Here is a 13,284-nt window from a genome sequence, read left to right on the forward strand (position 1 = left end):
TCCGACTCGTCCGACTTGTCCGACTTGTCCGACCCGTCCGATAAGATAGTGCGCCCCGTCCGACTCGTCCGATAAGATAGCGCCCCCTATACGACTGATATTACATTACTATATTACTAACAACAGTTTATTTTTCACTAACTCAAAACATTATGAGAAAAGTAACAACTACCGTTGCAGCCGCTCTCGTAGCTTTCAGCTTCGCAGCCTGCAACAAAACCAACAACGTGACCCCTGAGCAGGGGGCGAACTCTTACGCTTCCGTAAGAGTCAACGTCAAGAACTCCCTCAAGGCCATCAACGATGGTGACCAGGTGGACAACAAGGGTACCGAGGCTGAGAGCAAGGTTAGCTCCATGGCTCTCGTTGGTGCCGGCGCTACTTGGGCTGAGGCTGACATCACCTCTACCGGTAACATCTACAAGGGTAAGGCTAAGCCTGTCACTGTAACCGGTTCTATGCCCCTGGGTCTTGTGCTCAATAACAACACCCTCGCTACTGTCGCTGAGGCCAATGCTGAGTTCGGTACCTCTGCTACTGCTGTAGCTGACCTCGCTAAGGTATCTACTGACAACAAGTTCGTAATGACCTCCAAGGTTATGTCTCAGACCATCAAGCCGAATATCGCAGAGGCTGATGCTGAGGCTCAGAACATGCTTGACTTCAAGAAGGTGGAGCGTGTCGTTGCCAAGGGTATCGTACAGGAGGCTGCTGACTTTGACAAGACATCTGAGAATGGTACCGTCTCCATGGAGGGCGTGACCTACGCTGCTGTCAATGGTGCTACCAAGACCTACATCTTCGCCAACCAGGCCGGTGAGCGTAAGCTCGGTGTAGAGGATCCCAATCAGTATGACGGCTTCAAGTCTGTCATCGACGGTATCGCTCCTACCATGGAGGACGCTGCTGCCATGGATGCCGGTATGATCCGTCGTGGTAAGCTCGGTGCCGACCTCGGTGGCTACGCTGCCAAGGAAGTTAAGGATCCTGCTGTCACCGACTACACGGATGCCCACCCCGGTGTAAAGGAGGGTGTATACTTCCTCGAGAACTCCGGTGAGGCTAACGCTGCCAATAAGAAGGATGGCTTCTACCGCTTCGCTTACGCCAAGATCTACGCTACCTTCGTTCCGACCACTGTATACGATATCGACGAGGCTGCTACTGAGTTTGTAGCTAAGGCCGATACCGGTAAGAAGTACAAGAAGGACGGTGATGGTAAGTGGGTAGAGAGCACCGACGCTGATGCCCAGGAGGGTCAGCTCGTCTACAAGCTCAAGGAGGTAAAGTACACCAAGGGTACCACCTTCTACATGGGTGAGAAAGACGGTCGCTTCTATCTCACTAAGAACGCTGCTGCTCAGAGCACCATCGAGGGCGCTCTTGGTCAGAAGTCCTTCACCTACACCAAGGGTCGCGCAGGATACCGCGCCCTCTGGAATCGTCAGAGTCCTGATGGCAACGTAAAGCTTGTCAATAACGCAAGCACTCGTCGTAACAACATCTACGTGCTTAACATCAAGAAGTTCCAGAAGATCGGTATGCCCTGGGATCCCTCCGATCCTAACGACCCCGATCTGCCGAAGCCCGAGGATCCCGAGGAGCCTAACTACCCCGATAATCCTAACATCGAGGATCAGGACTCTTACGTAGCCGTACAGTGCGAGATGGTTCCCTGGAACGTCATCGGTCGTGAGGTAGAGCTCTGATCTATCTTCCACAGATAACTAAGTCCGGCGCTTAGCCGGCATAGGGCAGGCGGGCTTGACCGCCCTCCTGCCCACAATAAGAAAAGAAGCTTTATAAGACTTATGAATAAATTGCTCAGACATACGATGGCTCCCGCAGCCCTCCTCGCCCTGGCGCTCCCGGTACTCTCCGGCTGCCACGCCTCGGTGCGCGGAGTGGAGGAGCCGGACGGTACCGAGCGACCCACGGTGCTGAGCCTCCGCGTGACGGCGGGTCTCCCTGGTGAGGGAGTGCGTGCCGTAACCGACGACCAGGATCCGGATGTCGCACCGGCAGAGGATACCGGCGAGGGTAAGATCACCTATATGCAGGTCTACATGCCACGCGTGGGACTCCTCCGTCAGACCACACTCACACCCGCCGGTGTCGATGGTAAGGACTACACCGCACGCTTCGAGCTGCCGCTCAAGCAGAGCGTCCCCACCTCCTATGCCGTGCTGGTGGGCTCGCAGGATCTCGGCCTCACCGAGAGGGACTTCACCGCCGACAAGAAGGTGGGGAGCGATCGCTTCCTCGACGTCATCCACAAGGACGGCTTCATCCAGACCTCTATGTCCTCTGTCCGCGAAGTCACCATCGAGCCGGGAGTCTCCGACCCCTTGCAGGAGAACCGCAACTTCTTCACCGCCGAGGTGGAGCGCATCGTCGCTAAGGTACAGGTGTCTCAGAAGGATGGTCTCAGCCTCACCCTGCCTAATATAGGTACGCTCTCTCCGCTCACCTACTCTATGGCGGGATCGGCAAAGCAGACCTACCTCTTCCGCGACCATGCCGGCTCGCGCACCCTCGTCAATGAGACTGCAGAGAGTGCGATCTACACGGACTTTAAGTCGGTCATCAACGATAAGAAGGTCCCGACTGACTGGGACTCCAAGGATGCTCACCCCTTCCTCCAGCGCGTCTCTGATAAGGAGGGCACCGAGTACGTCCTCGACGGCTACTACCGCAACGCCAAGCCGGTGACCAATGCCACGGCATCAGCCACCTCGATCAAGGGAGGCTTCTACTTCTACGAGAACTCGATGTACGGCGGCGACAAGAAGGTAGCCGACAAGAAGGGCGAGATCAAGTACAACCGCATCGCCTACGCCAAGGTCTACACCACGCTCACTCCCACCAACGCCTACACCCAGGGCAGTGGTGGAGAGAGAGTAGTGGCCTCAGCTGACGAATTCACCAAGGAGCAGAGCTATATTGTGGATATTTCCAAGGAGCTCTATGACAAGCTGCGTAAAGATCCGGCCTACCGTGACCGTGTTTCCAGCGGGTTTGAGTTTATTCCGGGTGAGAGTGGTGGTCGTACGGTCTACGACCTCCGTGTGACTGACAAGCCCGGCACCTTCTACGAGGGCGTGGACGACGGGCTCCTCTACCTCCGCCTCCGTGATGCGGTGATGCTGGGTAAGAATACTGCTGTCCGCAAGTACGATGGTGGTCGGATGGTCTATCTCGTTCCGATGAATAGGCAGCTCGACCCTACCAAGAAGTTCGTCAACTACTGCGACACACGACGCAACAACATCTACGACCTCACCATCAAAGGTATCTCCGGCATCGGGCGTAACTATGACCCCGTCGATCCCGACGACCCCAATGTCCCCAAGCCTGAGGACAACCCCTTCGAGCCCCCGACGGATCCGCAGATCCCGGTAGAGCCGGCGGACTACCTCATGCGCATCACCGCCAAGGTCATTAAGTGGAACCTTGTGGAGAAGCACTACGCTCTGTGGAACTAATCCCTCCGCTACCTAACGAAATAGTATGATGAAGAGACAACTGACATACTTCCTCGCCTTCCTTGCGGGGATGCTCCTCCTCTCCGGATGCCACTGCATGGTCTACGAGGACCTGAGTGACTGTCCTCAGGGGGTAGACTTCGCCTTCTATGTCCAGTCGCCCTGTGCCACTGAGCCGTCCTACCCGTCAGAGATACGGCAGGCACGACTCTTCGCCTTCGACGAGCAGGGACGCCTCGTACGCGAGATCCCTGTGCCGGAGTTGAAGCTCTCCAAGGACTTCCTCCTCCGTACGGACTACTATCGCGTCGGCAAGAGTGACTTCGTCGCCTGGGCAGGCAGCGACCTGTCGCTCCTCGACTTTGGCTCCTTCACCCCCGGCACCACCACTAAGGAGCAGATGATCGTCGCACTCAAGCGTCAGGCTGAGAGCTTCGCCGGGCTGATCCCCCCGATCTACGTCGGACGCCCCGACAAGGGGACGCTGACACAGGAGGATCGCTCCGCTCTCGGCACCTTCTACGACCGGGTCGACATCCACCTCGAGCAGATCACCAATAGGCTCCGTATCACCCTCACCGGCCTCGACCCGGAGCACAAGTACTCCGTCCGGGTGGAGGATAGTAATAGCAAGTACCACATCGACGGCACTTTCGCCCCCGATACGCGATTCAGCTACCTCCCCGAGGATCTGGCGATGAAGGGGCGCACTGTCACCGCCACCATCGACGTGATGCGGCTTACCACGGGACGCGGCGCCCTCCTCATCGTCACCGATGAGACCGACGGTAAGGAGATCATGAGGAAGAACCTTGTCGAGGATCTCCTCCTCGCTCGGACCCCCGACGCCGCCGCACGACCCTACTCCCTCGAGTGCGACCACCTCTTCGACATCCGGATCGACTTCGATCTCGACCTCGACAAGGATACCTATGTCGCCGTGCGCGCTACGATCAATAAGTGGAACATCGTCTTCCGGGACGTAATACTCGGGTAATGACTTATGAAGAATAGTATGAGACATACCACTCGGCTCCTACTCCTGAGCCTCCTCGTCCTCAGCCTCGCTGGCTGCCACCAGAGCGTGGTGCCGACGGCGGAGGAGCAGCAGGCTGACGGCTGCGAGCGTCCGGTCCGTATCACGGCAAAGATCCTCCCGAGTGGGGCTCCCCTCCGTGCCAACAAAGGTGAGGTGAAGGATGATCCCGATGACGATCCGGACAAACCCTTCGAAACTGACGCTAAAGATGCGGAGTCCCAATTAGACGAGAGCCGTATTGATCACGTGATGCTCTATGTCTACGACAAGGACAAGCTGATCCGGACGATCTTCTACCACAATCCGAAGATTACCTCCGGAATGCCGACTGCCTTTGATGGACTGGAGGTGAAGAAATTTGGTACCGAGACCGGTGGGATCTTTACCTTCGACCTGATGCTCTCTCCGGGGCGCTACCGCTTTGTCCTCCTCGTCAATGACCCGAAGTCCTACGAGGAGGCGAAGAACGGCAATGTCCGAGATCCTCAGATGATCTATCTCAGTCAGATGACAGATGAGAGGAAGATGCTCAACAGTCAAATTTTGATGAGCAGAAACACCGCAAACGCAACTTCCTTGTACAAAAATGATCGCCATCCCAGATTGATCCCGATGACCGGTCAGGCGATGCTTACCATCCCTAAGGGTAATGATGACGGCACGGCCAAAACTGTGACCCCATCCATCGACCTCGAGCGCGTCTTTGCGAGGGTGGAGCTCATCCTCACGACGGCGAATAAGGAGAAGGAGTATCTCAGCCCTGAGATCGCAAATTATAGAATAGATAATCGTGAATATGTCGATGGCAAAAATTCCGGTAGGTTGACTAAGGGCAACTTCGTGGATCTTGTGGACAAGGACTGGCGTGCAGGCACCTTAGAGATGCTTCCCTCGCGCGGGGAGTACACCGCCACCGGCAGAGATATGCCTGAGGAGAGCCGACTCTACAGCGACCGTACTGACGAAGACTATCAGCAGTACTTCCGTGATGCCGCCACGTACAGGACTCAGGTCACCACTCCATATGCCGATAATCTTGATGAGAGTAATGCTTTTTATAGTGGTGGAAGCTTTAGCCCGATGCATCATCAGCGCTCTAAGTCACGATTTACTAAGTTCACCGTCAACGTTTATTACCTCTATATCCCGCCGATGTTCATCGATGGACTAACGAAGGAGGATATGCCTTACATCCTGATTGGTATCAATACCACTGGCAAGGATATTCCAGAAGATGCTCCCGCAGAAGCCGAGCAGATGACCTACTTCCGTCTCCCCATCACCACGCTCGTCTCTGCAGCGGGGGGTGGCATTGAGGAGAAGTTTGAGGTACGCCGCAATACCACCTACAGCATCTACGCCGCCTTCCGTGGCGGTCGCCTCATCCTCAACGACGGAATCAAGGTCTATCCCTGGCGTGACAAGAAATATGATTTAGAGGTGAACCCTGACGATGAGGGTGTAGATCCACTTTGGAAACAAGATCAGCCATGAAGACAACACATATTTTCTCGTCTCTTATAGTAGCACTCGCTATTCCTCTGCTCCACTCTTGCCAAAAGAGTAATACAGACGTGGTAGAGCCGACACAAGGAGAGGAGTTGAGTGGCACCTACAGGCTGGAGAAGCCCATAACGATCTCCTTCCTTGTAGGCCCCAATAAGCAGATTCGACCCATGGGTGCCGTCACTCGTGCTGTGGGCGACCTCAGTCGGGACTACACTCAGGACGATAAGGATAATGCTACGGTGAATAGTCATCTTCCAGCCTCGTATGATGAGACTGACTCTCACATAAAGCTCTACTACGACTCGAGCCTTGCCCTCTACAGGTCTGACTGGATCCGTAACATCTATATCCCTGAGCTCAGACCGGGCGATTACAAGGTCGAGGGAGTGGTACCCATCCCGGGTGACGATCTGAGTAATGTAGACGATAAAGTGAGTGAGGATCAAGTGCCCACTAAGGTCACCATTACGTTTTATAGTCTCCCAAAGCCGATGGAGAAGATGACTTTCCTGGTCAATTCTCGACTGCACGACTCTATTTATAGCTCTACTTATCCTGATCAGTATATGGATCTAGAGGAGTCTTACTTCTTAGGGATTTCGCCGTTCTATCGCCTGAGTCCAAAGTTTAAGGAGGACTTTGACAGCTATATGAGTAATCCAGATTACGTCAAGCACTCATTTCAGAATGCGATAGGGAAGTTTAGCTCTTCCATTTTTGAGCCGGCTTACCTGCCGATGTACGCACGTCTCTACAATGTCTCAGCCGCGCCATCCAAGGATGCACTTATTGCGTCTGAGACTGCTGGTGGGACACCTGAGGAGATCCGCTCCATCTACCTTGAGCGTGCCGTCTCCTTGGTTACCATCACTTGGGATCGACCCACGGATGTTAGCGACGACTTTGATTATTTCATCGATCAGATATACTTCGCCAAGCTGCCCAATGTTGGGTCTATCATTCCTAATAACTGGGAGGGAGTACAGCGGATCATGCAGGAACGAACGGGCGAACTGCAGCCCGTCGGTACACTCCAGAGGACAATTCCAAGCTTCTGGGATGACCGTAGAAACAACCAACTGAAACATAAAGGTGGCGGTGTCGACGAAAACGGCTACGCCATGACTAATCGAACCGGTATCGAGCACTTCTTTACGCCGGAGAACCTTAGCGATAAGCCGAGCACGATCTACGTGGTGCTGAGTAAGTTTGATCTCGATTCCGGCAAGGCCATCGAGCCGCGCGGCTCCAAGGTCTTCGAGTTGCCCTTTGGGGATAAGAATCCCACGACCGGTAATCTCGAGGTACGCCGCAACACCTGGTACAAGCTCCACATCAAGTTCCGCAAGGCACCCGACGGTACCGAGCAGCCCTACATCCCGGATCCGTGGGAGGATGTGGATATCCCCGCTGAGCTCTAATGTTATATACAGCATATAATTAAGATACATAGATATGAGACGTAATTTCTTTTCACTTGGCTCGTTGCTCTGCACGCTGGCGCTCCTACTGACGACCGCCGGCTGCCGTAATGAGCGACCCGAGGACTTCTACCCCGACAACGGGCGGGGCACCGAGGTCACTCCCGGCACGCTCGGTCAGCAGGAGGCAGAGATCGCCATCGACATCCCGGAGATGATGCAGAGTACCGCACTCCGATCCCTCACCAAGGATCAGGAGGGCGATGCCTCTGCGATCCGCATCCTTGCCTTCAACGTCCCCGAAGGGGTCGAGGATGGCGCTGAGACCTACGCCTATGAGCCCCGTATCAAGTCCGGCCCCGAGTTGCGGGACGGCAAGTACTATGTGACCCTCCAGGTCAGCCAGACCACGGCTCCACAGAGACTGGTCCTCCTCGCCAATCTCCCCGACGGTAAGCTCCCCGCTGCCGTCACCGAGGGAGCCACCAAGGAGGCGATCTACAAGAGTCTCGTGTACGACTACGCCGCCACGGGATGGAAGAGCGATGGAGAGAAAGCCGGTGCCACCAAGGGGACCGACTACGACCTCCTCCCGATGTGGGGAGAGAGTAAGGCGATCACCGTCGCCGCCGGTGCCAATACCTTCGGTGACTACTACTACGAGGATGGCGTCATCCGCCTCTACAGAGCCCTTGCCAGGGTCGATGTGGGGATGAAGTTTAGCACCACTCCCGAGCCCGGCAAGTCTCTTCCCGAGACCAATGAGGGCATGGGTGACAAAGACACGCGCAACTTCGACCTCACCGACGTCTATGTCTACCACCCCGCCAAGAGCTACCGTCTCGCCGGTAACATCAAGAATATCGAGAAGGCTGATGCCAAGTACAAGGCGGTGCGTCCCACCCTCCCCGAGGGTGTGGAGTACTACACCGGTAAGAAGGCTGAAGAGCTCAAGCTCCACTACGAGGTCGATCCCGACCAGGGTCGTCTCGTACGCTCTATCTACCTCCCCGAGGCACCCGTAGTAGAGAGCGGTGTCGTCAAGGAGGAGCTCGACGGCAATCCCTGTATCGTCGTCGGTGGTGTCTACAAGGGCGATAACTTCAATCCTAAGGGACGGAACAACACCGACAAGACCTACTACCGCGTCGACTTCGTCAAGGCGAAGGAGGAGGGTCAGGACAAGGCCTCTCGTCTCCCCATCCTGCGTAACCACCGCTACCGCATCAATATCCTCGACGTCGACGGCCCCGGTCACAAGACCACCGAGGACGCGATCAATAACACCACTTCCGACGTCATCTACTCCGTCTCCGTATGGGACGAGAACGAGACCTCCAAGGTCGTCACCGACGGCAACTATTGGCTCAAGCTCTCGCAGGATCAGATCAAGGTCGGCAAGCTCGGTGGTGTCCTTCCCATCACCTTCCAGACCAATCACCCCGACGGCTGGGAGCTCATCGTACCCGAGTACTACATCCCCGATCCTGAGAATCACCCCGAGAATAAGGTGAAGAACCCCCTCTACGACCAGAAGGACTGGGTCAAGACCCTATTAGGCAGTGTGGAGAGTGATGTCGAGGGCACCAAGTCCACCACCACGCCCAAGACGAAGGCGGAGGCTGTCAACTTTAAGGTCAAGACTCAGACCGACAAGGACTTCAAGGGCATGCAGGGTGCTTTCGTCGTGCAGGCCTACGGCGGACGGCTCAATTGGACCATCCGCGTCAAGCAGACCGAGAAGCTCGACCTCGTCCTCGAGATCTACAAGGATCGCGAGATGACCACCCAGACCGACTTCATCGAGGTACACGAGGGCGGTATCTCTTACGATAGGAGCATTGACTTCGACGGTCATACCTATACCCCTGAGGAGCAGGGGCGCTATACCGTCTTCTACGTCCGTGCACTCCCCTACGGCAATATCCCGGTACCGAGCACTCCGGCTGATCAGATAGACAAGAATTGGTCGCTCGACGTCACCGATGCCGGTGGTCACGACTTTAAGTTCTGGGCCTACAGCAAGTCTCATCCCGGCAACACCATCGAGGACTTCATTAGTGAGCGCGGTGACGTCGATGAGGATAACTTCCTCTCTTTCAATAACTACTTTGCTAAGAAGGAGAATACCAACTATAAGGGTCTGATGTTCCGCCAGGTGGGGAAAAACCTCTACGAGCTTGCCATCTCCAATGATGCCATCTCGACAAAGAATCGCGATCCCTTTGAGCTCCGTCGTAATAAGTACACCTTCACCCTTACGGTGACTGATCCCGCAGACGCAAACAAGAAGGAGAGCATCTCCAGGTCCATCGAAGTCCTGCAGCAGGAGCATAGTATCGTCCTCTACACCGATGAGGAGCTCACTAAGAGGATCTCCTATGACGAGAAGCATCCGTCGCTTTACCTAATGAATGGTCAGGAGAAGCAGGTCTACGTCAAGAGCAACCTCCCCGGCTACATCAAGCTACTCCGTCAGGGACAGGACCCCCGAGTGCGAGTGTCCCCAGAGCAGGATCCCGAGATGATCCCGATGGAGCAGATCGTCGGTCAAACCCCTGACTACAAGCCTCTCACGATCGATAAGAAAACCCTTCAGGCCAATATCAGCAAGACACAGGATATCTACTACTTCCCTGCCAACCTCGGCACGGAGGATTCGCGCAATAAGTACACCTTCACGACGCGCAATGATATCAAGGCCACCGAGAAACTGACCTGGGGCTACGCTAAATGGACCGTCAACACGACCGATCCCTTCTTCAAGTGGAAGTTTGATGACGGCGCTGAGGAGGGCGACAACTTCCGCACCGAGTTCCTCTGTGTTTCGGTACAACCGGAGGCCAATTGCTACGTCCTTGAGCTGGACAACTTTGGTGTCCTCATCCCCCTCTCCCGCATCAATCATGCCGCAGATGTATTCTACAAAGAATGGCAAAAACCGGAACGTTGGGATGAGATGATGAATAAGGGGCTTAGTGGAGAAAAAGGTTGGATTGACAATTACATAGGTCCAAAAGATTGGGGTGAGTTTATGGAAGAAAAGAACCATGGACTACACCACCTCGATGATAACGATGAGCCAACGCCCGAATTCATCTGGTCCGATGTGGAGCCTCGCACTCGAGATCTTGCACCCGGTCGTAAACCTCTTTATGACCCCGATAGTTTTGGCAATAGCAAAGGTCCAATTAAGGCGATGGAGGTGATTGATGTGCTTGGTGAGCGATACCTATTACTGATCCCGGGAAAAGATACAAATGATAATGTGGGGAATACCCTGATTGCTGTCCGCTCCAGTAAGCACAAAAAGAAACTTACGGGCATTCCCGAGGTGGATAACGGTACCAACTTCTCTGCTAATAAATTCGGCGAAAATGCCATCCTCTGGTCCTGGCACATCATTACGGTGCCTAAGGGGAAACGATCAGAATATTTATCCATTCAGAAGCCCAATGCCATCGTTTATAACAAAGGTAAAGATGATGAGTATACCCTTGAGCACCCCGGGTTCTTAGATAAAGAGTTGGGTGCCAGAAGACATGCTACCAGGTATATGACAAGTGGTCCTGCTTTACACATGGCTTGGGAACCCGGAGTATATGATATCCATGGGATGACTTATCAGTTTGGTCGAAAAGACCCTTTCCCCAATGAGGATTATAATAAAGGCATAGGTTGGGGCAGCTTAGTAGTTCCTCATCTCAAGGATGCCAATGGCAATACTTTCCATACCGAGTGGTATGGTGACAGCAAGAGGTCGTACCGCTTTACCTACAAGCAGTCTATAGAAAATCCCACAGTGGCGGTCCGTGCCAATGCCAGCGGGGATGAGCACTGGATGGTGGAGGATGGCTGGGAAACCTCCAATGGTCCTCTGAGGTCTGTATCTAAATACCAAGTCTCATATATATGGGGCGGTGTTCCTCTTGGTGGTGGGAACCGTGAAAATAATATTGGGGAGACTAAGAAGACGGTATTTGATCCCAGTCCTTATGGGTTTAAGATGCCTTCCATTGGGTATGAAACAACAATGTATACGACTTTGACAAAAGCAGTAGGAACACCTGAAGGCTTCTTGCGTGATCTGTTTGTGTCCCGCCCAAGACCTATTGCTGCAAACGGTGGAACAAAGGGGTGGAGTGGTCCTGAATCAGGAAAATGGTTTCCAGGTACTCAGCCCGAATTGTGGTTCCATACCGCCTCCCCTGTTTTTGGTGGTATGGGTCGTTCCGGAGTATTTATAATTAAGACTGGATCTCCATTTTTTTCAGGCACTTCTACTCCGGGAGATCCAATGCCTAAATATTCAGTCAATCCCTATTATCCTATTGTGGATATTACAGAGAGTGATTATACGGACTACTTCAATCCTCGAGCAAGATCCATCGGCATCAGCAATAATCGCTAATCTGTGACTGGTGATAGAGTGCCTTGAGTCTCTGATAGACCTCTCGCACTAAGCCACCACTACATTACCCTCTTTTCAGCGAGGAGCGCCCCATCCGGGACGCTCCTCGCTGCCTCTTGTGCGGCATAAGTGTCCCGAGGAGATGCTGCAAAGATACGCCCACCCTCAGGGTGGGGAGGAGGTGCTATCCTATGAGATGCTTCAGAAAAGGGGTACCTGTGAGCTACGACAAAGCTTTTCCATAAGCATCGTGATGGGGGCTCCCCACTCTGACGACTTGCAGGGTGGGGAGCCTTTTTTATGCGGTCGCTCTCGGGTAAGGCTGGACTCTATCGGACGAGTAGGACAAGTCGGACGAGTCGGACGGCGCTGAGTATAGACCTGCAGCTCTCCCCCCTCGGCTCCCTCTCAGCTGCCCCCCCCCGGCTCTCCCCCTCCCCGGCAGGTGTGGTGGCACTCGGTCTGCGCTGTCCGACTCGTCCGACCCGTCTGACTCGTCCGATAAGATAGCGCACCAGCGCACTCTATCTTGTGAGATATTTCGCTACCTTTGGGCTATGACAAAGCCTTTCCTGAAGCAGCGCGGGGGCTATCGTAGCCTGAAGGTCTATCGGGTGACCACCCTGATCTACGACCTGACCTACCACTTTGCCCATACCTATCTCTCTTGCGGTGATCGCACCATCGACCAGATGGTGCAGGCGGCACGCTCCGGGAAGCAGAATATTGCCGAGGGAAGCACCGCAGGTACTCACTCCTCGGAGACTGAGATCAGGCTCACCGATGTCGCTAAGGCGAGCTTAGAGGAGCTTATGGTGGACTATGAGGACTACCTAAGGACAAGAGGGCTCACCGAGTGGGGTCCCGGTCACCCGCGCTATGATAGGCTGCGTGCCTATGCTCGGAGTGAAGGAATCTACAGCGACTGCCCGAAGATCTTTGAGCAGATGAGCGATGAGGAGCTTGCCAACCTTGCCATCACCCTGATCCATCAGGCGACCTATATGCTGCGTCGCTTGGTGGAGCGCCAGCAAGAGATGTTCCTTGAGGGTGGTGGCATCCGTGAGCAGATGAGCCGCGCCCGCCGAGGTTACCGCTCTCCAGATAAGCGGTAGCTGGAGGCTGGGCAAGGCTGAGCTCTATCGGCTGGGGCTGGGCTCTGTCGGCTGGGGCTGGGCTCTGTCGGCTGGGGCTGAGCTCTGTCGGCTGGGGCTGAGCTCTATCGGCTGGGGCTGGGCTCTATCGGACGAGTCGGACAAGTCGGACAAGTCGGACAAGTCGGACGCCTAGCCCAGCCCTCTCTCCAGCACGCTCTCCGGGGTGCATCGGCCCTGTCCTCCCTCCCCGGCCCTCCCTCCGGCTCTCCCTCCAGCTCCCCTCTCCGGGCGGTGTGGTGGCACTCGGTCTGCGCTGTCCGAC

Annotated in this window: 7 protein-coding genes; all 7 read left to right on the top strand. The window is 54.9% G+C overall.

Annotated elements, in window-relative coordinates:
* Positions 1-152: 152 nt before the first annotated feature.
* The 7 genes from HMPREF2890_RS06550 to HMPREF2890_RS06580 all read left to right on the top strand — a co-directional run bounded on the left by HMPREF2890_RS06550 (position 153) and on the right by HMPREF2890_RS06580 (position 12,980).
* Positions 153-1,709 (top strand): Mfa1 family fimbria major subunit, encoded by a 1,557-nt coding sequence (locus tag HMPREF2890_RS06550; protein ID WP_083289853.1) that lies wholly within the window; start codon positions 153-155, stop codon positions 1,707-1,709.
* A gap of 102 nt (positions 1,710-1,811) precedes the next feature.
* Entirely contained in the window at positions 1,812-3,485 is a 1,674-nt protein-coding gene (locus tag HMPREF2890_RS06555) for an Mfa1 family fimbria major subunit (protein WP_083289854.1), read from the top strand.
* 25 nt (positions 3,486-3,510) lie between these two features.
* Entirely contained in the window at positions 3,511-4,482 is a 972-nt protein-coding gene (locus HMPREF2890_RS06560) for a FimB/Mfa2 family fimbrial subunit (RefSeq protein WP_083289855.1), read from the top strand.
* Positions 4,483-4,500: 18 nt separating this feature from the next.
* Complete coding sequence (locus HMPREF2890_RS06565) at positions 4,501-6,018, top strand: hypothetical protein (RefSeq protein ID WP_148130707.1); 1,518 nt, start codon at positions 4,501-4,503, stop codon at positions 6,016-6,018.
* Entirely contained in the window at positions 6,015-7,454 is a 1,440-nt protein-coding gene (locus HMPREF2890_RS06570; RefSeq protein ID WP_148130708.1) for a hypothetical protein, read from the top strand. Before HMPREF2890_RS06565 ends, HMPREF2890_RS06570 begins: the two co-directional genes overlap by 4 nt.
* 34 nt (positions 7,455-7,488) lie before the next feature.
* Positions 7,489-11,865, top strand: a complete 4,377-nt coding sequence (locus tag HMPREF2890_RS06575; RefSeq protein WP_148130709.1) for a hypothetical protein — start codon at positions 7,489-7,491, stop codon at positions 11,863-11,865.
* A gap of 557 nt (positions 11,866-12,422) precedes the next feature.
* Entirely contained in the window at positions 12,423-12,980 is a 558-nt protein-coding gene (locus HMPREF2890_RS06580; protein ID WP_070466829.1) for a four helix bundle suffix domain-containing protein, read from the top strand.
* Positions 12,981-13,284: the final 304 nt, after the last annotated feature.

The organism is Porphyromonas sp. HMSC065F10, from assembly GCF_001808555.1.
Lineage (GTDB): Bacteria > Bacteroidota > Bacteroidia > Bacteroidales > Porphyromonadaceae > Porphyromonas_A.

Bases quoted from the DNA above. Each gene is read 5' to 3' on its own strand.
- HMPREF2890_RS06550 (WP_083289853.1), top strand. From the start codon at position 153: ATGAGAAAAGTAACAACTACCGTTGCAGCCGCTCTCGTAGCTTTCAGC.
- HMPREF2890_RS06580 (WP_070466829.1), top strand. From the start codon at position 12,423: ATGACAAAGCCTTTCCTGAAGCAGCGCGGGGGCTATCGTAGCCTGAAG.
- HMPREF2890_RS06570 (WP_148130708.1), top strand. From the start codon at position 6,015: ATGAAGACAACACATATTTTCTCGTCTCTTATAGTAGCACTCGCTATT.
- HMPREF2890_RS06555 (WP_083289854.1), top strand. From the start codon at position 1,812: ATGAATAAATTGCTCAGACATACGATGGCTCCCGCAGCCCTCCTCGCC.
- HMPREF2890_RS06575 (WP_148130709.1), top strand. From the start codon at position 7,489: ATGAGACGTAATTTCTTTTCACTTGGCTCGTTGCTCTGCACGCTGGCG.
- HMPREF2890_RS06565 (WP_148130707.1), top strand. From the start codon at position 4,501: ATGAGACATACCACTCGGCTCCTACTCCTGAGCCTCCTCGTCCTCAGC.
- HMPREF2890_RS06560 (WP_083289855.1), top strand. From the start codon at position 3,511: ATGATGAAGAGACAACTGACATACTTCCTCGCCTTCCTTGCGGGGATG.